Here is a 25,127-nt window from a genome sequence, read left to right as displayed (position 1 = left end):
TCGTGACTATCCGGCCTGGGTCTGGATCTGCCGCTTGTCAGAGGGATTGACGAGTACAAAGAACAGTTTCCCGCGGGTCGAAGCTCCGGCAAGGATTTCGGCTTGTTGCGGAGTGGCAGCGACAACCACAAGGCCGTCCGCCTCGTTCGTGCCCAACCATTGGCCGGCTTTGCCTCCTTGCGCGGACGTCCACAAAACCGGGACCGTAGCTGCCAGGAGCTCGGATTTCTTGTCAGGCCCGTCAAATCCGTCAGCTGCGGTGAGAACAACGTTGACCAACTGGCCCGGCGAGATGAGCTGAATTGAAGCGGGATCGGCCATGCGAAGTGGAACGGCCGCCGTCGCGGGCGCGGTACCGGTTAGCAGACCCGGTCCCAGGAGTTGTGCGTCTGTGGGGATCTGCCCCTTCCGCAGGGGCGAGGCAAGCTGCTTCCCGCCATATCCAGCCCCGGAAGTGAGTGCGCCGGCCGGAACTCCGTCAGGAAGGACGTCGAGGGCCTTGAGGTCGGAATCCGTCAAAGTGGACCCGGCAGGAAGGTCCCGCGCGGCGGCCAGGACCGTGGCTCGTTGTTCCGAAACGGGAGTCAGTTGATGGACGACGATCCCCACCGCCACGCATAGGAGCAGAGCCACCGCGAGGCGGCGGTTGCGGTTTAGCCAGCTGCCGAAGCTGCGGTGCCTGGAGTGTCCCGCGGGAGCGCCCATGCGCCGGCCAGCCTTGAAGGGACCAGCGTGAAGACGGCGCGTGTTGCCCCCGTTGACCGGCACGAGGAGCCTATTGCGCGGAACCGGTGAAGGTCCGGCAGACGTGGAGCCTTTGGATACGTTCGGGGTTGCGGGCATGGGCCCACGCTAACCGGACGCCCGGGTCCGTGACAGGGCCCGGTTGCGCTATGTGGAAATCGGTGAGCTATGTGGAAAAACCGAAGGCAGTCGGAAACCGCAATCAGCTCGCGGCAGCCGCCGGAACCGAGGCTGGAGCCGCAGGCGCAGCCGGGGCTGGAGCGGCCGAAACGGTGCTTCCCTTGGAATCCCGGGAGTCGGTGCGGTAGAAACCCGATCCCTTGAAGACGACGCCCACGCTGTTGAACTTCTTGCGCAACGAACCCCCGCATTCAGGGCAGTCGGACAGGGAGGTGTCCGTGAAAGCCTGAACGATGTCAAAGGCATGTCCGCAGTCTCTGCAGGCATAGGCATATGTGGGCACTTGTGATCCTCCTCCGGGACGAACTAGAGGTCCTGGGCTGCCAAAGCGGATTGTTCCGTCCATTAGCAGTCCCGGGGCCTGAGTGCTAATTCTATCATCCGGAGTCGGGGCCGCTACCACGGAACGTGACCGAGTAAACAGGCCGGAAACCCCGGATCAATCGACCGGAGCCAGCCGGACGATCCGATATGGGGTCAGCGCCTCCGCCACGGGTTTGTCGAACGGTTCGGCCGGGATCGTCCCCGCGGGCAGCACTTCGTGGTCATATACAACGGCGACAGTCGGCGGACGCTGCCCGTCGGCGTCGAGCTTGCCGAGGAGCCGGTCGTAGTAGCCGCCCCCTTGGCCAATACGGTTTCCGCCCTCATCGACGGCGGTCGCCGGGAGGAAGATCCCAGCCGCATCCTTGATGACGTCGCTGTCGTATCGCTCGCCCACGGGCTCGTCAATCGGGGCGTACTTCGAGCGGACAAATGGTGTCTCTGGTATCCAATAGACCCAGCTCAGACGTCGTTCCGGTTCACAGACGGGAAGAAGGATCCTGTGCCCGGCGGCATGGAGGGCCGCAAGCAAGGGCAGCGTTGGCGGCTCTGCAGCCACCCCGACATAGGCCGCAAAAGTCGAGGGTTTCCGCCGGGCAACCCCATCCGCCCACGAGAGGCCGTGGCGGGCGATCCCCGTTCCAGCGTCAGCACGCTGTTGTCCGGTCAAGGCGAGCCGGCGCTTGCGGTGGTCCCGGCGGATATCGTCTTTCAAAGTCACTTTTGCTCCAGTTCTCGCGGCTGTGCGGCCCCGAAGATGGCGAAGGAGTGGTGGGTTCTCTCCAGTCCAGCACGTTCCCTTTTGCCCATTGTCCAGTTCCTTCCGTTAGATTAGTCCGGTGACTTCCAATAACTGCGCCGTCCGCAAGGCCGTTATCCCTGTTGCCGGGCTCGGCACCCGGTTTCTGCCTGCGACAAAAGCCATGCCCAAAGAGATGCTCCCGGTAGTAGACAAGCCGGCCATCCAATATGTTGTTGAAGAAGCCGTGAGCGTGGGACTCAACGACATCCTCATGATCACCGGCCGCAACAAGCGTGCGTTGGAAGATCACTTCGACCGGGTTCCGGCTTTGGAAGCGACTCTGGAGGCCAAGGGAGACACGACTAAGCTGGACTCGGTGCAGGCGACCAGCAACCTCGGCGACATTCACTACGTCCGCCAGGGCGACCCCAAGGGGCTGGGGCACGCAGTGTTGCGTGCAAAGCAGCACGTCGGGTACGAACCATTCGCGGTCCTTCTCGGTGACGACCTCATCGACGCCCGGGACACGCTCCTCAGCGACATGATCGAGGTCCAGCACCAAACCGGTGGATCCGTTATAGCCCTGATCGAAGTCGAGCCCTCCCAGATCAGCGCCTACGGCTGCGCGGACATCGACGATATCGGCGAAGACGGCTACGTCCGCATCAAGCAACTTGTGGAAAAGCCAGCTGTCGACGAGGCTCCATCCAACCTGGCCGTGATTGGCCGCTACGTGCTTCACCCCGCCGTATTCGACGTCCTCGAGAAAACCGAGCCGGGCCGCGGAGGAGAGATCCAACTGACGGATGCACTTCAGGTACTCGCGGCGGGAGAGGGCGAAGGTGGCGGCGTCTACGGAGTGGTCTTCCGCGGCCGTCGTTACGATACCGGGGACAAGCTCAGCTACCTCAAAGCCTGCGTCCAGCTGGCGTGCGACAGCGAAGACCTCGGTCCCGGTCTGCGTGAGTGGCTGCCGGGCTTTGCTGCCGGCCTCAGCAAGTAGGTCCCGTGTGGGGGTCGGCCATTTGGCCGGTGACGCTGGAGAGCGGGGACCTCATCTTGCGTCCCATTCGCTACCGGGACAAGAAGGAATGGACCGAGGTCCGCTCGCGCAATAGTGATTGGCTGGCGCCTTGGGAAGCCTCGAACCCTGCCCCTGGTGGCCGACTACCGAACTACCGGCAGATGGTGGCTTCCCTTAACGCGCAGGCTCGTCAAGCGAGTGCCCTTCCGTTTGTGATCACGGAGCGCACTCCCGGATTCGCGGAGCCCAGGATCGTCGGGCAGCTGACGGTTTCCTCGATTATGTGGGGGTCGGCGATGACTGCCACGCTCGGCTATTGGGTCGACCAGGCTCGGGCCGGTCGCGGAATTGCTCCAACTGCGGTTGCCATGGCGACTGACCATTGTTTTGGGGCACTTGGACTCCACCGGATGGAGATCAACATCAGGCCCGAGAACGGGCCGAGCCTGCGGGTTGTTGAGAAGCTGGGATTCCGGGACGAAGGCCGTCGTGAGCGTTTCCTTCACATCAACGGGGAGTGGGCTGACCATCGAAGCTTTGCCTTGACCTCGGAGGAGGTCCCCGGGGGCTTGCTGGCTGCTTGGCTGAGACGCGGAGCAAACTAGTCCGTTTGGGTGAAGAGAGTCGGTAAATCCACTGATTTGCCGACTCTCCGACGACACACCGCGGGCAATGCGGTGGCCTCTGCGTATTTGCTTCTACGGTTTTGATTGTGGACTTCCCTCTCAGCAGCTCGGTGATATTGGTCATTGATGTCGCGCTGTGGATTGTTTGGGTTGCGCCATACATACTGCGGAATCATGGCCACCACGTCCAAGTGGCCGGTGACATTCCAGCGGATGTTATCGACGAAGACGCTCATGAACTGCAAGCCGGGGTGGTTCTGTCAATCACCCCTCGGCAGGAGAAAGCAATGGAAACCATGCAGAGCACCGCAACCGCATTGCCCGAGGCATCGGCCGACGCCGGCGAACGGCGTGATGCTGCATCGGATACAGCGGTCTTCAAAGTCAGATACGGCCGGTGCGCTCTTGCTCTCGCCGGTCTCCTCCTGCTGCTCACGGCAGCCGTTTCCGGTGTGCTGCGCATTCTCGGCCTCGTTTCGGGTTGGCTGCCACTGGTGTCCATCGTCGGCGTCGCCGGGACCGTCTTCCTGCTTCGCCAGTTGGCCATCAGGGACCGTCGGGCGAAGATGAACAGGGCCTTCCGCAGCGCAATGGGTCCCACAGCCGACAGTCCCCGCGAGAGTCCTCCGGCATCGGACCGCCCGGATACCAAGATCTTCGACGCGGAAGCCCACGCCCATGAGGCGACGCGCCTGACCGCCGTCGAACTTCGGCAGGCGGCCCTCAACGTTGCCGTCGCCGCTGGCGACAACACGGTCCGGTTTACGGCGGAATCCAAGGAATCTGAATGGCAGCCGGTGGACGTTCCCAAACCAACGTATGTCGACGCCGCCAAGGCGCCCCGGCCGGCACCCGAGCCCCTCGACCTGCCTGAGGCTCCCAAGCCTCTCGGCAAGCCGTCGCTGAAGCCGGCCAGCCCGCCGTCCACGGGCCCGTCGGTCCAGGCGCAGCACGGCAAGCCTCAGAGCGCCCTCAGCAACCTCGACGACGTTTTGCAGCGCCGCCGGGCATAGCCTCCCTTGACTACGGTCTGCGTCGCAGGGGGCACGGGACAAGTCGGCCGCGAAGTCGTCCGTCTGGCGCTCGACGCCGGACTGGACGTGACGGTCCTGAGCCGCCGCCCGCCGTCGGAGGCGTCACCGGTCCATCACGACGGCGCCCGCTACTTTCAGGCTGACGTCACCACAGGCGCCGGGCTGGCGGAAGCCCTGCAGGGGGCCGACGTCGTGATTGATTGCTTGGAAGGGCGGTTCGGGAAGGCCCGCAAGAATTTCGCCGACGGCGGCGCGCGCCTGCTCGCCGCAGCGGCCGGTGCCCGCGTCCGCAGGGCGGTTCTCCTCTCGATCATCAACTGCGACAAGAGCGACGCGGCATTCTATGTCTCCAAAGCCCGGAAAGAACGGGTCTACGCGAATTCGGCGCTTGAGACAGTGGTTGTACGGGCTACCCAATTCCACAGCCTCGTGGCGGCAGTGTTCCAGACCGGGGCGAAAATTCGCCTTATACCGGTCTTCAAGGGCGCACGCTTTCAAACGATTTCACCGTCGGATGTAGCGTCCGAGTTGCTTTCGGAGGCGCTGGCGGCGCCGTCTCCGGAGCGGCACCGGACACGAACCATCGGCGGACCGGACATCCGGACCATGCGTGAACTCGCTGAGATCTGGCGAGAAGCTCCGGGACATGCCGGGCGGATCGTGGAGGTGCCGTTGCCGGGAGCGATGGGCAAATATCTTCGGAACGGACTGAATTTGGTGCCAAGCCAGCGGACGGGAACAGACACGTTCGAGTCTTGGTTGGCGAAGCGCGAAAATAGTTTGTAGCCTAGGGACACTGGCAACCCACGGTTGACCAGGGGCTATAGCTCAGTTGGTAGAGCGCTTCGTTCGCATCGAAGAGGTCAGGAGTTCGAATCTCCTTAGCTCCACAGTTTTAGCGACACAGTGAAGGGCCTCCGACCTGCGGAAACGCAGGGTTGGGGGCCTTGTTTTTGTCGAAAATTGGCCCAACTCATCGTTTTGGCGTGAAAGCCTTCGTCGGTGGCGGGCCCTTCGGGGGCCATGGGATGTCCGCATCAGCAAACTGGCTATGTTCCCGGTCCAGCTTGGCCTTGTTGTTGCTTGTCGTGGGGACCGAATCCCGGAACATGTATGCCGCCGACGAGGATCCACCAGTAGGAGTCATCCGCCTCCAGACGTCGGATGAGGGTCTGCTGCCCCAAGTCCTCGGCGGGATTGGGGAGGCCAACCAGGCCGGATCGCAACCTCCAGTACTGCCGGAGGACCGGCTGCAACCACTTCAATACAAGCAACAGGACTCCTTCGGAACAGGACATGTTTGGGAGGGGGTTGCCGGAATCATGAGTATGAGGCCCCCGGAGCGGCTAATTCTCCCGACGGCCGTCCACGAGGCGCGGCACGCCGAGGGGGTTCTCCTCGCGCAGGGCCTCGGGCAGCAGGTGCTGCGGGAAGCCCTGGTAAGCGACGGGCCGCAGGAAGCGTTCGATCGCGGCTGTGCCCACCGAGGTGCTGCCGGCCGCCGTCGTCGCCGGGTAGGGGCCGCCGTGCTGCTGGGCATACGTGACCGACACGCCAGTAGACCACTGGTTCCAGAGCACTCGCCCGGCCTTGCGTGCGAGGATCTCCACGAGCCCGTCTACGCGGCAGGAATCCGTTCCGTGGATTGTCGCGGTCAGTTGGCCCTCGAAGGTTTCAGCGATCAGCGGAAGCTGGGATTCGTCGTCGTACGCCACCACCACAGCCGTGGGGCCGAAACACTCGGCCTGGAGCGCGTGCGGTTCGGCAAGCATGTCCGTGGCTGTGGTCAGCAGGAGGGTGGGGCTCGGCGGGTCCGCCAGGGGATCGGGGCCCTGGGCCAGGACGTTCAGCCTGGGGTTGGCCTGCAAGCCCTGCAGCCCTTCGACGTAGCCGGACTGGATCCGATCATTGAGGAGAGGCACGGCCGGAGGCAGTACGGCGTCGCGCAATGCATCCACCAGGCCGGAACCGGCCGGGACGAACAGCGTGCCGGGCTTGGTGCAGAACTGTCCCGCCCCAAGCGTGAAGGAACCGACGAAGGCCTCGGCAATCTCCGGGCCGCGCTCTGCGGCCGCAGCCTCGGTGACGAAGACGGGGTTGTTGCTGCCCAGTTCGCCGAAGAAGGGGATGGGTTCCGGACGTGAGCTCGCGATGTCGAAGAGTGCGCGTCCGCCCGGAATGGAACCTGTGAAGGCACCGGCTTTGATCCGCGGATCGCGCAGGGCGGCGGCTCCGGCGGCAGTCCCGGTGATAAGCGCGAAAGTGCCTTCGGGAGCGCCGGCTGCGGCAAGGGCAGAGGTGACAACCTCGGCGGTGAGCAAGGAAAGCCCAGGATGACCGGAGTGGGCCTTGAGCAGCACGGGGCTTCCGGCAGCAAGTGCCGAGGCAGTGTCTCCACCCGCCACCGAGAACGCAAAGGGGAAGTTGCTTGCCGCGAACACGACCACCGGCCCCAACGGCGCCAGTACACGGCGAATATCCGGCCGGGGAGCGCCCATAGGCCAGTCGGCGTCGGCGTGGTCGATCCGGGCGTCAAGGTAACCGCCGTCGCGCAACAGCTCCCCGAAAAGGCGCAGCTGGAATGTGGTCCGCTTGAGCTCGCCGTGCAGGCGGCCTTCGGCCAGACGGGTCTCGCGTTGCGCTACCGGAACCAACTGGTCTGCGGCGGCGTCGAGGGCGTCGGCGACGGCGTCGAGCAGCCCTGCCCGTTCGGCAGGCCGCAAGGCGGCGAGCGGCACCGCGGCAGCCTGGGCAGCGGCGAGGAACGATTCCAGTTCGGTGTCGGTAGTGGGCGTTACGGCGCTGGCGCCGGATTGCTTTCCGGGCGTGTTTTGGGCGACGGTGGTCATGCTCGGTCTCCTTCCAGGGGGGGTGACTGAAGAATCAGTGGTCGTTTGCGTCCAGGGCGGCGAGCTCGCCGATGCCCACGGGCGCAGCGAGGGGCCGTTTGGCGACGCCGGAGAGGGACTCGGCGGTTGGCGAAGCGCCCGGCCGCGCGCCAAGGCAAGCCGACGCGAAGCCGCAAACGCGGCCTTGGCACCAACCCATTCCGGCGCGGGTGAAGGATTTGAGGCTCTTGGCATCGCGGGCGCCCAGGGTTTCCCGGGCTTCCGTGATCTGGCCAGCGGTGACTTCCTCGCAGCGGCATACGGTGGTCTCCGGAGTGAGCCAGTCCTGCCAACCAGCGGGAACCGGATGCGCCCCGTGCATTGCCTCTGCGAACCGGCGATGCCGCACGGCAGTTTTCTCCCGCATCATGGGACCGCCCGCTGCGGCAGTGCCGGCCGTGATGCCCTCAAGGACGGCCAATGTTGCCCCGCCGACGCCGGTGACCTCTCCCGCGAGATATAGGCCCGGGACGCTGGACTGCTGGCGCTCATCGACGACTCCGACCAGCGAGCCGTCGGCGTCGAGCTGGGTCTCGATGCCGAATGACAGGGGTAGTTCCATTTGTGGCGTGAAGCCCCAGCCGAAGCCCACCACGTCCACCTCTTCGTAGATGCGCTCTGTGCCGGGCCTGGCGCTGCCCTCAACATCGACCTTGGCCGTGCGCACGCCGGACGCGCGATCCATACCGAAGATCCGGGATCCGAGGACTTCGGTGACGATGCTGCGTGTGCGGTACGGAATCCGGTGCCGGGCGAAGACTGCGGCGTACGCCGCGCCCTCAAGCGCCTTCTCCGGCACTCCCGCGGCAGCACGCAGATGCGGCAGCCAGGCCGTCGGGGAGGAGGACTCGAGCACGGCGAGGACCTTGCCGCCTGCCTCGGCGATATTCGCAGCGACCGGGAGCAGGAAAGGGCCGGTCCCTGCGATCACGAAGCGCTTCCCGGGCAGAATTCCATTGGCCTTGATGAAGGCCTGGATGCCGCCGGCGGTCATCACGCCGGGGAGATCCCAGCCGGGAACCGGAAGCTGGCGGTCGTACCCGCCGGGGCAGAGGACAAGGCGGCGCGCGACGACGGTTTGGGGGCCGGCGGCCGCCCCTGAAGCCGCCACCGCGACGGTGGGCGTCGTGCGCAAGGTGAAGCCGGCGTCGTCCGCTTGAGTTGGCTGGTTTTGCTGTGCCATCCAGACCTGGAGTCCGGGAAGGTACGTGACCCGGCCTTGGCCGCGAGCGGCGTCGAACCTCGAACGGAGGTCCAGGTAGCTCCTCCAGCCGTGGTGCCCACGGCCATCCGGCACCGGCACCACGGTCTCGGGCCGGTGCCGCCAAAACTGGCCGCCCGGCTGGGCGCCCGCGTCCACGAGTACCACCGCGGCACCGGTTTCGGCGGCCGAAACGGCTGCGGCAAGGCCGGCGGGACCCGCGCCTACGACGGCGACGTCTGCGCTGACGATGGGCGTCATGCTCGTCCTCCGAGTTCTTCCGAGGGATCCGCAGGGCATGAGCCCTCAATTTCCATGCCCTCGCGAACCTCAACGAGGCACGCGCGCTGGTTGGCGGCGCCATCGACCCTCAACAGGCAGTCAAAGCACACGCCGATTCCGCAGAACAGCCCGCGCGGCTTTTCTCCTTTGCGCGTGGCACGCCAGGCTGTGATGCCTTGGGCGGTCAAGGCAGCGCCGACGCTCTGGCCCGGAGCTGCCTCAAGCGGGCGCCCATCAAAGCGCACGCGAACGACGCCGGCGCTTGGCTGCGCCTCTGCTGAGCCTCGTGTTGGGGTACTCATGCGCTGGCCTCCTCGCGGGGTTCTGCGGACTTGCGTTCTGCGGACGGCGGTGATGTGGGGTGATGCGAACTGGGGTGGCGTGCTGGTTCGCCGGAAGGGGGTTCGCCGAAGCGGGCGGGAGCGAAGGGCGAAAGGTCGAGGTCCGGGGCTTGGCCAACCAGTGCCTGGGCAAGGAGCTTGCCGGTCCCGGCGGAGAGGCCGATTCCGGCGCCTTCGTGGCCGGCAGCATGCCAGAGCCCGGGAGCGCGCTCGTCGTGCCCGATCACCGGCAGGTGGTCCGGGCAGTACGGGCGGAAGCCGTGATAGTGCCGGATGGCCTTGACATGCTCCAAGAAGGGGAACAACGCAGTGGCGTTGCGAGCCAGCAGGCTCAGTGCGTTTGTGCTCACGGTGTGGTCGAAGCCCACGCGTTCACGCGTGGACCCAATCAGGATGGTGCCGCTGGGGGTGCCTTCAACCACCGGTGATGCCTGCAGGCGAGCGTCGGAGCTGCCGACATTGGCGATGTACTCGGCGGCGTAGACCTTGTGGTGGACCATCGGCGGGAGCGGTTCGGTGACCATGACGAAGCCGCGCCGGGGAAGGACCGGCACGCTGACCCCTGCCATTCTGGCGAGCTCGCCCGCCCAAGTGCCCGTACAGTTCACCACAGCGTCCGCGGAGAAGTCTCCGCGAGGAGTCTTGACGCCGGTGATGCGGTTGCTGCTACGCAGGAAGCCGGTCACGGGGGTGTCCGCCAGAAATCGCGCTCCGGCCTCGGTTGCAAGCCGGACCAGGTGGGCCGCGACGAGCATTGGCTGGACCTGGCAGTCCTCGGAATAGCTTGCGCCGCCCAGAGCCTCGGTGGAAATATGCGGTTCGGCTTCGCGCAGCGCGTCTTGGTCCAGCTCCTCAACCGCTACGCCGTAGCCGGTCTGCACGGCCATGACGCGGTTCAAAGAAGCGAGGCTGCTCTCGCGCGAGGCCACGATGATTCCGCCCTTGGATTCAAACTCCCAGAGCTTCTTGTGATCGCCAAGGTCGCCGTGCCAGACTCCCAGGGAGTAGCGCGTGAGCTCGAGTTCGGGACCGAGTTCCTTGTCCGAGACGAGGATGTTCCCCTCGCACGCCGATGATGTGCCGCTGGCAGGCAGGCCCTTGTCGATGACCGTGACCGAGAGGCCCTGCCGCGCGGCGAAGTAGGCGGTGGCCGCCCCGATGACCCCGGCACCGATGACGAGGACGTCGCTGCTTCGGTTCATGTCTGTTGCTCCTCGGGTGGCGCCTCCTCGTTCTCCCCGGTGGCCCAGAGGCCCCGGGCGTGGCCGATGTGGCGGCGCATGAATTCCTGTGCGGCGGCCCCTTCGCCGGCTTCGACGAGGTCAAGCAGTTCGTGGTGTTCCAGGGCTGAGTCGGCCAGGCGGTTGCTCTCGCTCAAAGTCTTGAGTCCGTACATACGGGTTCGGGTGCGCAGGCTGGTGGCGAGTTCAACGAGCTGGTTGTTGCCCGAATAGCGGAGCAACTCGGCATGGAAGTCTCGGTCGGCAGCAAGGTAACCGGCCAGGTCTCCCTCGCGCGCCGACTCGACGATGTTGTCAGCCAATGAGCGTAAAACGGCTATGCCAGACGGTGGGACCGCTCCGGCGACGTCCGCCATGACCGGCGGCTCGATCAGCAGGCGGATCTGGGTGATTTCGTCGAGTTCACGATCGCTCATGCTGGTGACGCGGAAGCCCTTGTTCTTCACTGTTTCGACCAGGCCTTCGCGGGTGAGGTCCATCATCGCCTCGCGCACCGGAGTGGCCGAGACGCCGAAGGCCGCACCGAGAGCCGGAGCCGAATACATGGTGCCTTCCTCGAGGGTGCCGGCGATGATTGCCGCGCGAAGCGACTCGGTGACGGACTCACGGAGGCTTCGCTGGCGGCCCAGAGGCGCGATGGGAAGCTTGTTGTTGGCTGGCACGGTGGGCACTCCTTGTGCAGGCGTCATGGTCTAGTGCCTCCTTCATACACCAAGGCCGCGGTTACGAGGTCCTCCCATGCCATGCCCACTCCCGCGTACACGCAGGGCCGGCCCGGAGTCCGTTCGAATTCGCCTTTGACCAGCTCGCGCAGGTTGGCGGGGCGGATCGTCTTCCATTCCCCGACGCTGCGGGCCGGAATAAGGTCTCCGGCTTCCCGCCACGCCGAGGCCCGACCCTCCACCACGACGTCGCTGCGCAGCACGAGCGAAGCATCCACCTCACGTGCGTCCAGCCCGTGCTGGCCTACCGCGGCGACCACAGCGTCCGGGGCGACCAGACCGCCGTCGAACACTGGAGTACGCGCCGATGTCGTGCAGAGCACCACATCGGCGCTGGATGCCCCTGCCGCGCTCGCCGTACGGACCTCGATTCCCTCGGACGCAAGCTTCTCGACGAGAATCTTCACGCGCTCGGGGCGCTGGCCGACGACGGCGAAGCTTGCCGCCGGGAGCACCGCGCTCGCCGCCCGCAGGTGGTTGAGGGCTTGGACGCCCGCCCCGAAGACGAGCACACGCGGCGCCTCCGGGGCACCCCCGGGGGTCGCGGCGAGAATATGCCTTACTGCGAGGAGGGTGGTGGCAGGGGTGCGGATGGCCGTGAGTTCGTTGCCATCGATCACGGCGAGGGGAGCCAGGGTGTCCGAATCGAGCAGCAGGTAGATGCCTTGGATCTTCTCGAGTCCCCGCGCCGGGTTTTCAGGGGCAACAGTGAGGGCCTTGACCCCGCTGTAGTATTGCCCGATCCCGGGCATGAGCAGGAACTCCCCGCCCGGAGCGGGACTGAAGATCCTGGGGCTGTCCTCCTCAGGGTCCACGCCATCCAGGAGTGCCCGCTCGAGGGCGGCGATCGCCGTCGTCCACGGGGCCGCCGCCCGCACCGCCGCAGCATCAAAGTAGGGAAGGGTCACAGCAGGAATCCTTCCGGGAAAGGATCGGTGGGATCGAGGAAATACTGGGCCGTTCCGGTCAGCCAAGCCCGTCCAGTAACGGTGGGTACGACCGCGGAGTGCCCTGCCACGTCGGTCTCTTCCACCAGCCGACCGATGAAGCGCGAACCAATATAGGACTCGTTGACGAAGTCTGTGTCCAGGGCGAGTTCGCCGCGCGCGTGCAGCTGCGCCATCCGAGCGCTGGTGCCGGTGCCGCAAGGGGAGCGGTCGAACCAGCCGGGATAGATCGCCATGGCATGGCGGGAGTGCTCCGCCGTGGAACCAGGGGCCTTGAGGTAGACGTGGTGGCAACCGCGGATGTCCTCGCGCTCAGGGTGGACAGGCTCGTCGTCGGCGTTGATGGCGTCCATGATGGCGAGACCTGCCTTGAGCAGATCGTCCTTTCGGGAGCGCTCGAAGGGCAATCCGAGGCTGTCCAGGTCAACGATCGCGTAGAAGTTGCCGCCGAAAGCCAGATCGTAAGCGACGGCGCCGTAGCCAGGGACTTCGACCGCCGCATCCAGGCGATCCACGAAGGAAGCCACGTTGCGGATGGTGACGGATTCGGCGTGCCCGTCCTTCACCGCCACCTTGGCGACAACCAGGCCGGCCGGGGTGTCGAGCCGGACGGTGGTGACCGGCTCGGCTACCTCGACCATTCCAGTTTCCACCAGCACTGTTGCGACGCCGATGGCGCCGTGCCCGCACATCGGCAAGAGACCGGAGACCTCGATGAACAGGACGCCGAAGTCCGCATCCGCTCGCGTCGGGGGCTGAAGGATTGCCCCGCTCATGGACGCGTGGCCTCGCGGCTCGGTCATGAGGAGGGTGCGGATCCAATCGCTGTTCTCCATGAACCAGAGCCTGCGCTCGGCCATCGTGGCGCCGGGGATCGTGCCGATGCCACCCGTGATAACGCGCGTGGGCATGCCCTCGGTGTGTGAGTCCACGGCGTGGAAGATGCGGTTGGTTCTCATGCTTTCCTTTTCCTCTTGTTATGGCTGGGTTGGTGGGATTTCGGCCCTTCGGCGTCGCCGGGCAACGGCCCGGTTTGTGCATCTCCCACCAAACCCTCGCTCACCTTTGGCGGGTTTTGCGGAGACGCTCGCTCACCTCTTGTTTATTTGTAGCCCTTGGCGAGGGCTGCTTCTGTATCGCGTATGACGGCGTCGCGCACTGCGGGGGCGAGGGGGCCTCGTGGTGGGCGGCAGGTGCCTCCGTGGAGGCCAACGATATCCATGGACAGTTTGATGGACTGGACGAACTCTGTCTTGCTGTCCCAACGCAGGAGGGAGTGCAGGTCGCGGTAGATCTCGCGGGCGCGTTCCAGATCAGAGAGGTCGCCTGAGGTTGAGAGCCGGTAGAGCTCCAGGGTGGAATCCGGTATCGCGTTGGGGTAGCCGGCTACCCAGCCGACGGCACCGGCGAGGCCCATCTCGACGACGGTGTCGTCGGTGCCGATGAGAAGGTCCACTTCAGGGGCGAGTTCCTTGATTTCGTAGGCGCGGCGCACGTCGCCGGTGAATTCCTTGACGCCGACTATGAGGCCTTCGCTGTGGAGACGGGCGATGAGCTGCGGTGTCAGGTCCACTTTGGTGTCGATGGGGTTGTTGTAGGCCACGATCGGCAGCCCGACGGCGGCGGCGCGGCGGTAGTGGTCCACCACCTCGTCGTCGTTGGCGCGGTATGCATTCGGGGGGAGCAACATGAGCGCCTTGGCGCCGGCCTCGGCGGCCTGCTCGGCCCATTTCTGCGTCTGTAGCCCGCCGTATGCGCCGATGCCGGACATTACGGTGAAGCCCTCGGGTGCGGCCTCGACGGCCGTCGTGATGACGCGGGCACGCTCTTCATCGCTGAGCGTTTGGTACTCGCCCAGTGATCCGTTGGGGGTTACGCCGTTGCAGCCTGCGTTGGCCAGGAAGCGGACGTGCTCAGCGTAGGCGTCGTAGTCGATGCTGAGATCGTCCTTGAACGGCAGCGCCGTTGCGACGAGTACGCCGTGCCAGGGCTTGCGGGTTTCAGTCATGGTTGGTCCTTTCGGTGGGGCACACGCGGCGCCGTCATTGTGCTGCCGTGAGGTACCTCACAGCTATTCTACCATGTGACATTGCACAGGTGGTCTAAATGGGTGCCGGGCCGAAACCCGGCACCCGGGTTTGCTGAATTGCGTCAGCTGGAAGGGGCTAGCTCGCCGGAACGACGTACTGCTTCTCGGCGACTTTTCCGAGTCCTTCGGACAGGCCTGCGTCGGTCAGGAGTTTGGTGATGGTGCCGTCGGCGCGCTGTGCGCTAATGCCTGCGTTGAGTGCGTCCTGCAGGCTCTTGTTGCCTTTGGTCATCGGGAACGCGGCCTCGGGTGCGTGTGCGATTGCTCCGACGCGTGCGTCCGGCTTCTCGTTCGCAAGGGCGACCTTGACCCCAGAGGCGCCCTTGAACTGAAGCACCTGCACGCCGTATGCGTCGACGTCGGCGTCCAGGCGTCCGGCGTCGAAATCCGCCTTGAGCTCGACGCTGCTGGGGTAGGTGACCAACTTGTCGCCCAGGATCTTCTTGAGGTCCTCAACCCAGAGGTAGCCGTCGATCGTGCCGACCTTGTTCATCTTCTCTAGGTCCGAGACGGTGGTGGCGCCCGATTTGGAAACGATGCCCATGCCGTCGAGGTAGGTGGACGCGGAGAAATCGACGGCCTTGAGGCGTTTCTCGGTTGCGTCGATGGTGCCCACCGCGAGGTCGATGTTGCCGCCGGAAATGGATTGCACGGCATCTGCGTAGGTGGCCTGCTGGTAGGCGGGTTCGAGGCACTCGTCCTTCGCGATCTTGCTGACGATCGCGATGTCGATGCCGTTGGGCTTTCCGCTGTTGTAGCTGCTGAACGGCGGGATGTCGATGACGCCGACCGTGAGCTTCCCCGGTGCGACGGTCTGGATGCCTTGGTGCTTTGGCGTGCACGAAGCCGTGCTTGCGCCCGAGGATCCGCCGCAGGCTGTCAGGCCGAGGCTGAGGGCGATCGCGCTGGCAGTCAGGATGCCGGCGCCTTTGAGACGGTAGGTATTCATGGTTCCTCCTAGTGGTGTTGGGGTGCTGCAGGATGTCGGTGGAGCGGTGAGGCGCGTGGGATATTCACGCGTGCCGGGCCATGCGCTTCTCGAAGAAGACGGTGATCCACGTGGCCGGCATGGAGATGGCGGCGTAGCAGAGGCCCGCGAGCGTGAAGATCTGCAGGTAGTTGAAGTCCTGGCTGCCGATGTTGTACGCAGACTTCATGAGCTCCGGGACTGCGATCGCGTACGCCAGGGACGTCCCTTGGAACATCTGGATCGCGACTCCCATGAGCCCGGGGATTGCCGAGCGCATGCCTTGCGGCATGATGACCCGGAGGAAGGTGTCGCGCTTCGACAAGCCAAGGGCGTTGGAAGCCTCAAGCTGTCCGCGGGCCACCGACTGTAGGCCTGCCCGCATGATCTCGCTTGAGTACGCCGCCGAGTTCCATGTGAGGGCGAGGCAAGCTGCAGTGATGCTTTCGAACGCGATCCCGAACTTCGGCAAACCGTAGTAGAAGAGGTAGAGGATCACCAGGGCCGGTGCGCCGCGGCCAATTTCGACGACGGCGAGGCCAAAGGTGCGGACGACGAGGTTCTTGGCGGTCACCATGAGGCTGAGTGCCAGTCCCAACGGATAGCCGAAGAAGATCGAGATGCCGGCGATCAGGAGGCTGACGCCGAGGCCGGACATCATCTGCGGGAGGTAGCCCGCCCATTCTGTTAGCCAGGTCATGCGTAGATGGCCTTCCTCATGCGGGAGTCGAGTCGGCGGGACAAGTAGGCGACCGGAAGGCTTAGAGCAATGTAGAGAATGCCCACGATGATGTAGGGCAGGATCCCTTCCACGCTGGGGTGCTGCCGGGCGAAGGCCTGGGACTGAAAGACCATTTCAGTGACGATGATCGTCGAGGCGATCGAGGAGTCCTTCAGTAGGCCCGTCAGATAGGTCGCGATCGAGGGGGAGACGATCCGGAAGGCCTGCGGGACCATCACCCGGTAGAAGGTGGCCCCGCGGGTCAAGCCGAGGGCGTTCGCCGCCTCGCCCTGGCCACGCGGCACACCCTGTAGCCCGCCTCGGTAGATCTCGGCAAGGTAGGCAATGGAGACGACGCCGAGGCCAACCACTGCCGCGCCCACCGGGTTGAACTTGAAAGTGCCGATCTGGATGCCGAATTTGAGCAGGAACAGCCACACGATGATCGGCACGCCGCGGATGAGGTCCACGAAGAGCCGCGACGCCAGGCGAACCAGAAGGTTCGACGAAGACAAGCCCACCGCGAGTGGAACGGCACCGACGATGCCAATCGCGAACGCAGACAGCGTCAGCATGATCGTCATTGGGAGCCCCTGAAGGACCGCGGAAAGTGCGTCCATGTCAGCGCTCCAGCACTGCGCGCAGGAATCGTCGGGTGCGGGCCTCCTGCGGATCGCTCATGATGGCCCGGGGATCACCCTGCTCGATGATTTTGCAATCGGCCATGACCACGAGCGTGTCGGAGACGTCGCGGGCGAACTGCATCTCGTGGGTCACTACGATCATCGTCATGCCATCGGCGGCAAGCTCGCGCATGACGGCCAGGACCTCGAGTCCTACCTCCGGATCGAGCGCCGACGTCGGTTCATCGAAGAGCATGATGCCCGGATCCAGGGCCAGGGCGCGGGCAATCGCAATGCGCTGCTGCTGGCCGCCGGAGCATCGCCCCGGGTGCTGCGAGGCTTTCTCTTTGAGGCCCACGCGCTCAAGCAATTGCATCGAGCGCTCGTCGGCCTCTTCCTTGCTGCGCCCGAGGACCTTCTGCTGCGGGAAGCTGATGTTCTTTAGCGCGGACATGTGCGGGAAGAGATTGAATGACTGGAACACCATGCCCACAGTGCGCCGAAGTGCCGCGAGATCCCGGCTGTTGACGTCCGTGCCCGGCTCGATGGTGTGCTGGGCCACCCGGATGGTGCCGGAATCGGGCCGCTCCAGGAGGTTGATGCACCGCAAGAAGGTGCTCTTGCCTGCGCCAGAGGGGCCAATAAGAGCAGTGACAGTCCCCGGCTGGACGTGCAGGGAAACATCATCAAGGACGACGTGGTCGCCGTAGTGCTTCGAAATGTTGTCTAGCTTGATGCCGAAACGGGGAGCGATCCTGCCGTCCGCAATTTCTGAAAGGGTCATAGTGATCTTCCATGTGGGGAGCAAGTGAAACATCGATCTGTGGTCCATGTCACGTGATATGTGAAATGGTACATGACACTATGACCGTAATGGAAGACCTAGGGTCCGAGTGGGGAATGGGTTGCCATGTCACATGTGTAACCGGATTGAGACGTCCGGGAACGAGTGGGAGCTCGACCCTAAGGCCCAGTCCTCCCTTGTCAGGTGGCCTTGACGTCAGGTGGGGGGTGCACTTCTTCTTTATGGGGCAGTTAAAAGACTGGGGGCTGCGTGTGATGACGCGTTCCGAGATCACAGCGATACGGGTCGAGGCAACAGATTTGGTTGCGTTCACTCTCTGCGTCAACCTCGTGGGGCGGCCGCTGGCCTATTGACCAGCGGCCGCCCCGATCGTGATTGCGCTGATGTACGGTAGGTCGGCGGCAACTACGCGTGACTTGTATATGCCACGCTAACCAGCGAGACCGTGTGTAGCCGTGCTTGGGGATACGGTCGCGGCAGTGATGACGGCTTTCTCCCGCTCACTCTGCTGCACATCGTCGAGTTCCTTGAGCGTGTACTTTTTGGTTTCCTTGGCGGTGAGGGCTGAGATTCCTGCCAGGACCATGAACCCGAGTGCGACCATCGACGGGCCGACCCAATCTTTCAGGTTGGGGCCAGCGAGTGCTGTCGAGAGAACGGGGCCGATGACGCCCGAGATGGCAAACCCGATCTGGGTGCCGAGGGCGAGTCCGGAGACACGCAGCCGGCCCGGGAACATCTCTGCGAAGAACGAGGGCCATGACGCGTTCACCATTGAGTAGAAGAGGGAGTAGTTGATGATGCCAAACAGGAAGATCAGCGACCAGTTGCCGGTCGTGATTGACCACAGGTAGGGCACCATTGTGATGCCTACGCCGCCCGTTGCAATGAGGAACATCGTTTTGCGGCCGATCTTGTCCACAAGGAATCCTGCCAGGGGCGTGATTCCGAGGGCAATCACTGCCGAGACGGTGGTCGTCAGGAGCATGGTCGGCTTATCCAGCTTGTATCCGGCGGTCCCGAATGCTACCGAGAAGGTTTGCATCATGTAGCTAGTGCCTGCGATGAGCGCACAGAATACGATCCGCAGCACCGCGCGCCAGTGGAAGCGCAGGAGATGCTTAAGCGGGGCGACGTTCACCTTGGCGGCTTGGACCTTTACGAACTCGGGCGGCTCCTGGATGTGGCGGCGGATCAGGTATGCAGCGACGACTACGACGGCGGAGGCCCAGAACGGAAGCCGCCAACCCCAGGTCAGCAACTGCTCCGAGGGCATGGCGGCGATCGGGATGAAGACCAGCAGTGTGAGCAGGGTGCCCGAGGAGGAGCCCAACGTGGTGAAGCTTGCGAGGAACCCGCGGCGGCCCTCGGATGCATGTTCCAGGCTCATGGTGATGGCACTGGGCTGCTCGCCGGAAAGGCACAGTCCTTGGATGACGCGGATCAGAACGAGCAGGATCGGAGCGAGAGGACCGATCTGGGCGTACGTGGGCAGGCAGCCGATCAGGAAGGTGCAGCCGCCGATGCCGAACAACGTGATCATCATGACGAATTTGCGGCCGCGGCGGTCACCCATCGGCCCAAGGATGAGCGAGCCGAGGGGGCGTACCGCATAACCGACCGCGAACGTGATCATGGAGAGCAGCACGCTGATGCCCTGGGGTAGCTCGGGCGAGAAGAAGAGGACGTTCAGAATCAACGCGGACGAGGTGCCGTACACGGCGAAGTCGTAGTACTCAAGCGTCGTTCCGATCCAAGCCGCGACTGCGGCCCTTGCCGGGGTCTTCTTTGGAAGGGTTCCAGTCATTTCTTCTCCGTTGGGGATGGGTGACATCGGCTGCCGCTACACCTGGGCTCTGGGAAAGAGATTTCGAGTGAGATATCCGGTTGGTCCTGCTGTGAGCTCACTCGCATGTTGTCGTGTTACGGTTTTGCGGGCTGGCCGTAGACATCAAGTTAAGGTTTACGGTGTCGGTCACACAAAGTCGGCTTTTATGTACCTACATAGCGATTCGTTATGGCATGGAGTCGAACAACGAGAGACCTTTGGAACAACTGAATGCTCCAAACGGAACGCACTTCGAGCGCTGGGGCTCACGAGGGCGGAGACTCGAGTCGCATTCATTGGCCAGTAGAAATGGTCTGGTAACACGGCGGTGGCCTTGGATGGCCGCGCCCTTGGCGACGTACCCCGGAGGGAAGAACGACGTGCTCCCCATGGGGATTCGGCGGCCACGCCTGGGCCTCGAGTGCGGCCAGTCGTCCGCGAGGGAGCAGTCCGGTTGGCTTCGCTGGGGCTACAGGAGGGGAGTGGCCTCAAAGAGTTGGGGGCGCTCCCTTCGGGTGAGATGGGTCAACAGCCCCGGGTCCCTGGAAAGGGGTCCATTACAGCGTGCGTTGGTGAATGAACTGGACCTTAACGAAGGGGTTTCGACGTGGGGCGGACGTTCACGCGACGGCGTACCGCTTCCTCAACCAGTTCGGACATCCATGGTCGGTGACCCCGGTGAAGGGCCATCCCCGGGGGTAGTCCCTTGATGGACGGGACGGAGCCGGCAATGTCGATGGTGATGCGGCCGTCGCCAAGCGGGGCGTTGGAGATGTGCAGGTCACCGAAGGACTCCGGAAGAACGGGATCGAGCCATACGCTGCCGGCTGACACGACCGGGTCGTATCGCATCAGGCTAGACACGATCTGGATGGGTGCTGTGGCTGCCCATGCCTGGGGCGAGCAGGCGGTGGGGTAGGGAACGGGGGTGGCGAGGTGGTCGCGGCTGAAGCCGCAGAAGAGTTCCGGGAGGCGCCCGTCGGAGAACTCCGCGGCGTCCATCATCCCGGTGGCGATTCTTTGTGCTTCGGCAACGAATCCGTACCGGAGAAGGCCGGCCGCGATGATGGCGTTGTCGTGGGGCCAGACGGAGCCGTTGTGGTAGCTGGCCGGGTTGTAGGCGCCCATGTTGCTGGCCAGGGTGCGCACGCCCCAGCCGCTGAACATTTCCGGTGACATCAGGTGCGCAGCGACCTGCTGGGCCTTGTCTTCGTCTATCAGGCCTTGGAGGAGGCAATGCCCCATGTTCGAGGCGCAGGCATCGACCTGCCGTTTCCTGCCGTCGAGGGCGATGGCGTAGTACCCGCGCTCTGGGATCCAGAACTGTTCGTTGAATTGCTTCTTCAGGCGCGCCGCGCGGTCGCTGAGCTCGTTGCCCAAGGCCATGTCGCCGGCGTCGTACGCCAGCCATGCCCGTGACAGATAGGCGACGTAAACGTAGGCCTGGACTTCGCAGAGCGCGATTGGCGGCTCGGCGAGGGTGCCGTCGGCAAAGTTGATGCCGTCCCAGGAGTCTTTCCAGCCCTGATTGAGCAGCCCTTGGTCGTTGAGCCGTTGGTACTCAACGAAGCCGTCGCCGTCCTTGTCGCCGTAGTTCACGATCCAGTCCAGTGCGCGGTCGGCGTGGGGCAGCAGGGCCTTGATGGTGTCCGTGGCGAATCCCCATCGGCTGACGGCTCCAAGCACCATCAGGAACAGGGGTGTGGCGTCCACGCTGCCGTAGTAGTTCGACTTGCCGCCCAGGGACAGGCCGCTGGAGACATCGAGCCGGACCTCGTGGAGGATCTTGCCGGGTTCCTCTTCCGTCATGGGGTCCACCACGGTGCCCTGGCGGTCGGCGAGGGTCTGGAGTGTGCCCAGGGCGAGCGACGGGTCTACCGGCATCGCCATCACTGAGGCCCACAGGGAGTCCCTTCCGAATAGGGTCATGAACCAGGGTGCACCGGCGGCGACGACAACGCGCTCCGGATGGTCGGGGTCCTCGATCCGCAGAGCACCCAGGTCGTCATAACTGCGGCGCAGCGTCCGTTCCACGGAGCGGTTGGTCACCTGCAGTACTGGGATTTTCGCCACCCACTCCCGCCTGCGTCGGTCTCGAGGGGACAGGCTATCCCCCTCGGAATGGGTGAAAGCCGGTGCCTGGTTTCCATCGTCGGTGGGCAGGACGGTCAGGACTGTGCTCCATTGCCCATGAGCGGGTACCGACACCCGATATTGAACGGTGTTACCGGAAACGTCGGCACCGGAAACGTGGACAGCGGTGCCCTTGCGGACGTCCTGCCAACTGCCCCGAATGGTGAGCATTCCGTCTTCTGCTTCTCGTGTTTCCTCCCACCGTCGCCGGATCCGTGCCTCCTTCACCTCGAAGAGGTCCGCGTAGTCGGCCCCTATTTCCAGGACGATGAGGCACTCAGCAGGCTCCTGGGAGTAGTTGTGGACGGTGAGCTGCTCCTGGAGGCCAGCCCCGACTTCCCGCAGCCTTTCTACAATAAGTGGGCTATCCGCGTAACCATCGGACCGGGGAATCCTTGCAACAAATGCGGCACGGAACGGCTCCTTGGTCTCCGCCGTGAGTGGTTCAAGCGCCTGTCCATCCACCGTCAGGCGCCAGATCGACAGGATCCTGACGTCGGCTACGAAGAGGCCATGCGGACGATCGGGCTGAATATCACCGTTGGATGACGAAATACAGAAGGATGAACCCTCGACCAACGTCACAGAGCCAGCCCCTAGTGGACCAGCCGCCGTATCCGCATTCCACCCCGCCATTCTGGCCTCCTCTGTGGCTTTTAAGCGCCGTACAGTCAGACACCGTGCTTGCGCAGGCCTCTTCGAAAAAACGCTACGCTTGCTTGCAAGTCGCCGCCAGAGCGGAGGCGTAAGCGGAACTCCTCCACGCCTACTGCTTTGCTTGCGCCAGTTCCTCCACTTCGGCCCCGATGGTGGTGTCCCCGCCATGGCCAGTCCGGAGCACGGTTTCCGGCGGAAGGGTCAGAAGTCGTTCCCGGATCCCGCACAGTTCTTCACCGGCCAATTCCGGAAGTTCCGCCACCGTCAGGCATGATGATTAGCCCCGCAGCGTTGCCTCGCCGAAAACCGTTCGGCTCGGGTCTGTGGAGGAGCAGACGGGAGTTTCATCCCTGTCTGGCCCCCAAGACGATTTCGGTCGCCTCGCGGCTGCCCAAGCCCCGCCGCAACAACCGCGGCGGCGCCCTGAACCACGACAGCTCAAGCCGCGGGCTTAGCGGCCCCTGCCGTGGGATGCAATGATCGGGTGATGAGCTTGCCGACTTTCAGTGCCACCGTCCACCGCTCCGGCGTGCGCGTCGCGGCCATGGCCATCATAGGGATGGCCGTCGCGCTGCTCGTCGGCAGTCTGGGCTCCTGGGCGTATGCTCCGGTTGTTGGATGGGCGGCAGCGTGCGTGACCTATCTGATCTGGGCATGGTCGGTGATCAGCCGCCTGGATGCCACGGACACGGCAGCGCATGCCATCCGGGAGGACCCGGGCCGGATCGCTTCGGACATCCTCGTGCTGGCAGCGACCTTGGCCAGCTTCGGGGGTATCGGTCTTATCCTGCTCGAGGCAGGGTCCGCCCAGGGCGGCCTCAAGGCGGCCATCATAGCCCTGGCGCTGGGCAGCATCACGCTTTCCTGGCTTCTGGTTCATACCCTGTTTACCCTCCGGTACGCCACCATCTACTACCGCGAAAATGCCGGGGTGGACTTCAACGAAAAGAAGCAGCCGAAGTACGCGGATTTTGCGTACCTCTCCTTCACGATCGGCATGACGTTCCAGGTCTCGGACACCGACCTGACTTCCGACGCCATCAGGTACACAGCCCTCCGCCAGGCGCTGCTCTCGTACGTGCTGGGAGCCATCGTCCTGGCCACCACCATCAACCTTGTCGCCGGACTGGTCCACTAACATCCAAGCGGGAATCCGCTCACATACCCGGGCGACGGCTGACTCGCCATCTCTGTCGCGCGACAGAAGAATGGGAATCCTTTCCGCGGCGAATGCTTTGAACACGGACGACGACGTATTTGTGGTTTGAGCTTTTTGTTGTCGGTGGCGTCGCGCACTGCTTCCTTGACTTTGCGGCTGGCCCTTTCTACCGCGTGCCTATCTTGTCACCCAGACCCATGATGGCTCCCGGGTATACCGACGGCGTTAGGGCCGGGGCGGAAAGCTGAGAGCGTAGACCAGGGGGAGCCGTGGGGCCCGGGCCGTCCGGGTGCGGCGGCGGGGTATGGGTTTCTCCGCCACGGGGTGCGGGCGTAGGCTGTCACGGGACAGCCAGCCACCACCGCTGAGGAGTGAGCAATGATTGGAAAGACCAAGGCTTCCCGCGCTGCGAACGAAGCCGCATATGCTGCCCGGGACCGTGCCGAAAAATGGATCAAGAACGCGTCCGTTAAGTCCTCGCCCCAGGCCGAAGCGGCCATCCGGTGGGCGGTGTCCAGGCTCGACGAGGCCCACGTCCCCGACGTGGTTCACGGTGTGGTTCTCACGCTGACAGGAAACAGGAAGGTTGCCAACCGGGCACGAAAGGCTGCCTCGCGGGCCGTACTGCGTGCGGAACGGAAACTCCATCCAGCCGGACAACCTTCGGGAAAGACGTTTCTTGCTTCCGCTCTTGCTGCCGCAGGTGCCGCAGCGGCAGCCGTCCTGGCCTGGCGGATGCTGACCAGCCGTCCTGAGCCGAAGAAATCAGAGGCGGAGCAGCAGACCCCCTCCATCTAGAGTGGTATGTCCAGGTCTCCTGGAAAAGGAACTCCGTCATGCCGGCAGGGAACGGTCGTCAAGGCCCTATCCCGGATCCCCTTGTCCGGCGCCGATGGAACTGTGCCGGGGATCTCCTGCCCATATCCGGACCGCGGCGATGGCAGCGCCGGTGTCGGCGTTGATTCAATGAAGGATCCACCACGGCATCCACCACGGGATCCGGTACCTGCCCGGTGCGGGTTCTCCGGCCCCTGCTCGGCGGTCCTGCAATTGATGGAACAGATCCCGTGCGCCCGTGACCGGCTCCCCGGCGACCTGCCGCCTCGGGGCCGGTCTCCCGGTGTTTTCCCACCGCACAGGGCCGATGATGAGGGCGGCGCCGGAGGGTCCTTGCGATGAGCGGACGGAAGGTCCTTGTGGGTGCCGCGGGGACGGAACGTTTTCGGGCCGTGGGGATCCCGCCCGCTGCCGGTCGTACGCGGCCCGTTTGACCGGGTCGCGGAGAACGGCGTAGGCGTCCATGATGTCGCGCAGTTCCTGGTCGCGCAGTTCCGGGTCGCGCAGTTCTTGTGCGCCGGAGTCCGGGTCTGCGGCCACGGCTCCCGGGGCGCGGGTATCGGGATGGTGGGCGCGAACAAGTGCCCGGTAGGCGCGGCTGACTTCACGTGCCGTGGCTGCCGGATCCAGGTGGAGCACCTTGTAGAGGTCCGGGCTGTGCTCTTTCATGGTCCCGCTTTTCCTGCTGTTGTTCCTTTCGGTCCCTGTTGCCGGGGCCCTGAGGTGTGGGGATGGTCCCCGGCCCGCTGGGGCCGGGGACCATCGGTGCGGGAGACATCGTCGGGGGCCGCTTTTTCGGTGCGCAACTCGCGCGGTGGCGTGCCTGGTTTGCATCGCCCTTCACTTGCCGGCGGCCGGTCCAATGCTCCCGGTCTTGCGCGCCCGGCCCGGTCCGGGGCCTAGGCGTTGATTTCCTAGTGCTGGCTCTTCTCCGACTCGATCTCGATCCGGCGCGGTTTGGCCTTCTCGGCCACCGGGATCCGCAATGTCAGCACCCCGGCGTCATAGCTGG

Annotated in this window: 25 protein-coding genes, 1 tRNA gene and 1 pseudogene; 7 read left to right on the top strand and 20 right to left on the bottom strand. The window is 64.4% G+C overall.

Features of this window, described 5'->3' with window-relative positions; genetic code table 11:
• Positions 1 to 6: 6 nt before the first annotated feature.
• From AB0O52_RS06155 to AB0O52_RS06145, 3 genes are all read right to left on the bottom strand, one after another.
• Positions 7 to 843 (bottom strand): RcpC/CpaB family pilus assembly protein, encoded by an 837-nt coding sequence (locus tag AB0O52_RS06155; protein WP_364534898.1) that lies wholly within the window; start codon positions 841 to 843, stop codon positions 7 to 9.
• 103 nt (positions 844 to 946) lie between these two features.
• The gene (locus AB0O52_RS06150) at positions 947 to 1,207 is read right to left on the bottom strand and encodes an FmdB family zinc ribbon protein (RefSeq protein ID WP_364534895.1); all 261 of its coding nucleotides are present in this window, start codon (positions 1,205 to 1,207) and stop codon (positions 947 to 949) included.
• A gap of 156 nt (positions 1,208 to 1,363) precedes the next feature.
• On the bottom strand, positions 1,364 to 1,969 hold the full coding sequence (locus AB0O52_RS06145) for a 5-formyltetrahydrofolate cyclo-ligase (RefSeq protein ID WP_364534892.1): 606 nt from the start codon (positions 1,967 to 1,969) through the stop codon (positions 1,364 to 1,366).
• 118 nt (positions 1,970 to 2,087) lie between these two features.
• On the opposite strand from AB0O52_RS06145, the gene galU reads away from it, so the two are divergent.
• From galU to AB0O52_RS06120, 5 genes are all read left to right on the top strand, one after another.
• Positions 2,088 to 2,993: a UTP--glucose-1-phosphate uridylyltransferase GalU gene (gene galU / locus AB0O52_RS06140; RefSeq protein WP_364534889.1), complete on the top strand. Its 906-nt coding sequence runs from the start codon at positions 2,088 to 2,090 to the stop codon at positions 2,991 to 2,993.
• Between the two features lie 5 nt (positions 2,994 to 2,998).
• Entirely contained in the window at positions 2,999 to 3,619 is a 621-nt protein-coding gene (locus tag AB0O52_RS06135; RefSeq protein ID WP_364534886.1) for a GNAT family protein, read from the top strand.
• Between the two features lie 308 nt (positions 3,620 to 3,927).
• The gene (locus tag AB0O52_RS06130; RefSeq protein WP_364534883.1) at positions 3,928 to 4,653 is read left to right on the top strand and encodes a hypothetical protein; all 726 of its coding nucleotides are present in this window, start codon (positions 3,928 to 3,930) and stop codon (positions 4,651 to 4,653) included.
• 6 nt (positions 4,654 to 4,659) lie between these two features.
• Positions 4,660 to 5,460: an NAD(P)H-binding protein gene (locus tag AB0O52_RS06125; protein WP_364534880.1), complete on the top strand. Its 801-nt coding sequence runs from the start codon at positions 4,660 to 4,662 to the stop codon at positions 5,458 to 5,460.
• 31 nt (positions 5,461 to 5,491) lie between these two features.
• Positions 5,492 to 5,564, top strand: a tRNA-Ala gene (locus AB0O52_RS06120).
• A gap of 159 nt (positions 5,565 to 5,723) precedes the next feature.
• On the opposite strand, the gene AB0O52_RS06115 is transcribed toward AB0O52_RS06120, so the two are convergent.
• The 16 genes and pseudogenes from AB0O52_RS06115 to AB0O52_RS06040 form a co-directional block, all read right to left on the bottom strand.
• Positions 5,724 to 5,948: a hypothetical protein gene (locus AB0O52_RS06115; protein ID WP_364534877.1), complete on the bottom strand. Its 225-nt coding sequence runs from the start codon at positions 5,946 to 5,948 to the stop codon at positions 5,724 to 5,726.
• Positions 5,949 to 6,020: 72 nt separating this feature from the next.
• Positions 6,021 to 7,523, bottom strand: coding sequence for an aldehyde dehydrogenase (NADP(+)) (locus tag AB0O52_RS06110; protein ID WP_364534875.1), 1,503 nt, complete (start codon positions 7,521 to 7,523; stop codon positions 6,021 to 6,023).
• Positions 7,524 to 7,557: 34 nt separating this feature from the next.
• Positions 7,558 to 9,024 (bottom strand): NAD(P)/FAD-dependent oxidoreductase, encoded by a 1,467-nt coding sequence (locus AB0O52_RS06105; RefSeq protein ID WP_364534872.1) that lies wholly within the window; start codon positions 9,022 to 9,024, stop codon positions 7,558 to 7,560.
• Positions 9,021 to 9,347, bottom strand: a complete 327-nt coding sequence (locus tag AB0O52_RS06100) for a (2Fe-2S)-binding protein (protein ID WP_364534869.1) — start codon at positions 9,345 to 9,347, stop codon at positions 9,021 to 9,023. The genes AB0O52_RS06105 and AB0O52_RS06100 overlap by 4 nt, the downstream gene beginning before the upstream one ends.
• Positions 9,344 to 10,588, bottom strand: coding sequence for an FAD-binding oxidoreductase (locus tag AB0O52_RS06095; RefSeq protein WP_364534866.1), 1,245 nt, complete (start codon positions 10,586 to 10,588; stop codon positions 9,344 to 9,346). The genes AB0O52_RS06100 and AB0O52_RS06095 overlap by 4 nt, the downstream gene beginning before the upstream one ends.
• Positions 10,585 to 11,316 (bottom strand): GntR family transcriptional regulator, encoded by a 732-nt coding sequence (locus AB0O52_RS06090; RefSeq protein WP_364534863.1) that lies wholly within the window; start codon positions 11,314 to 11,316, stop codon positions 10,585 to 10,587. Before AB0O52_RS06090 ends, AB0O52_RS06095 begins: the two co-directional genes overlap by 4 nt.
• Positions 11,313 to 12,257: an ornithine cyclodeaminase family protein gene (locus AB0O52_RS06085; RefSeq protein WP_364534861.1), complete on the bottom strand. Its 945-nt coding sequence runs from the start codon at positions 12,255 to 12,257 to the stop codon at positions 11,313 to 11,315. The genes AB0O52_RS06090 and AB0O52_RS06085 overlap by 4 nt, the downstream gene beginning before the upstream one ends.
• A complete protein-coding gene (locus tag AB0O52_RS06080) occupies positions 12,254 to 13,255 on the bottom strand; it encodes a proline racemase family protein (protein ID WP_364534858.1) in 1,002 nt (333 codons plus the stop codon). Before AB0O52_RS06080 ends, AB0O52_RS06085 begins: the two co-directional genes overlap by 4 nt.
• Before the next feature lie 143 nt (positions 13,256 to 13,398).
• Entirely contained in the window at positions 13,399 to 14,304 is a 906-nt protein-coding gene (locus tag AB0O52_RS06075) for a dihydrodipicolinate synthase family protein (protein WP_364534855.1), read from the bottom strand.
• A gap of 157 nt (positions 14,305 to 14,461) precedes the next feature.
• Entirely contained in the window at positions 14,462 to 15,334 is an 873-nt protein-coding gene (locus AB0O52_RS06070; protein ID WP_364534852.1) for an ABC transporter substrate-binding protein, read from the bottom strand.
• Positions 15,335 to 15,398: 64 nt separating this feature from the next.
• On the bottom strand, positions 15,399 to 16,052 hold the full coding sequence (locus tag AB0O52_RS06065) for an amino acid ABC transporter permease (protein WP_364534849.1): 654 nt from the start codon (positions 16,050 to 16,052) through the stop codon (positions 15,399 to 15,401).
• Positions 16,049 to 16,693 carry an amino acid ABC transporter permease gene (locus AB0O52_RS06060; RefSeq protein WP_364534846.1) on the bottom strand — a complete coding sequence of 215 codons (645 nt, stop codon included), beginning with the start codon at positions 16,691 to 16,693 and terminating at the stop codon, positions 16,049 to 16,051. The genes AB0O52_RS06065 and AB0O52_RS06060 overlap by 4 nt, the downstream gene beginning before the upstream one ends.
• Before the next feature lies 1 nt (position 16,694).
• Positions 16,695 to 17,480 carry an amino acid ABC transporter ATP-binding protein gene (locus AB0O52_RS06055; RefSeq protein WP_364534843.1) on the bottom strand — a complete coding sequence of 262 codons (786 nt, stop codon included), beginning with the start codon at positions 17,478 to 17,480 and terminating at the stop codon, positions 16,695 to 16,697.
• Between the two features lie 451 nt (positions 17,481 to 17,931).
• On the bottom strand, positions 17,932 to 19,308 hold the full coding sequence (locus AB0O52_RS06050) for an MFS transporter (protein WP_364534840.1): 1,377 nt from the start codon (positions 19,306 to 19,308) through the stop codon (positions 17,932 to 17,934).
• Between the two features lie 609 nt (positions 19,309 to 19,917).
• Positions 19,918 to 22,098 (bottom strand): glycogen debranching N-terminal domain-containing protein, encoded by a 2,181-nt coding sequence (locus tag AB0O52_RS06045; protein ID WP_364534837.1) that lies wholly within the window; start codon positions 22,096 to 22,098, stop codon positions 19,918 to 19,920.
• A 130-nt stretch (positions 22,099 to 22,228) separates the two neighbouring features.
• Positions 22,229 to 22,339, bottom strand: a pseudogene (locus AB0O52_RS06040) (MBL fold metallo-hydrolase); the annotation flags it as partial.
• Positions 22,340 to 22,606: 267 nt separating this feature from the next.
• Here AB0O52_RS06040 and AB0O52_RS06035 point away from each other — a divergent pair.
• Entirely contained in the window at positions 22,607 to 23,257 is a 651-nt protein-coding gene (locus AB0O52_RS06035; RefSeq protein ID WP_364534834.1) for a DUF1345 domain-containing protein, read from the top strand.
• Between the two features lie 399 nt (positions 23,258 to 23,656).
• Positions 23,657 to 24,076 (top strand): hypothetical protein, encoded by a 420-nt coding sequence (locus AB0O52_RS06030; RefSeq protein WP_364534831.1) that lies wholly within the window; start codon positions 23,657 to 23,659, stop codon positions 24,074 to 24,076.
• Positions 24,077 to 24,241: 165 nt separating this feature from the next.
• On the opposite strand, the gene AB0O52_RS06025 is transcribed toward AB0O52_RS06030, so the two are convergent.
• Positions 24,242 to 24,784, bottom strand: a complete 543-nt coding sequence (locus AB0O52_RS06025; RefSeq protein WP_364534828.1) for a DnaJ domain-containing protein — start codon at positions 24,782 to 24,784, stop codon at positions 24,242 to 24,244.
• Positions 24,785 to 25,127: the final 343 nt, after the last annotated feature.

The organism is Arthrobacter sp. NPDC080073 (assembly GCF_040686575.1).
Taxonomy (GTDB): Bacteria; Actinomycetota; Actinomycetes; order Actinomycetales; family Micrococcaceae; genus Arthrobacter.
Note: the sequence above shows the minus strand (reverse complement) of the source record. Positions and strands in the feature narration are given on the sequence as shown.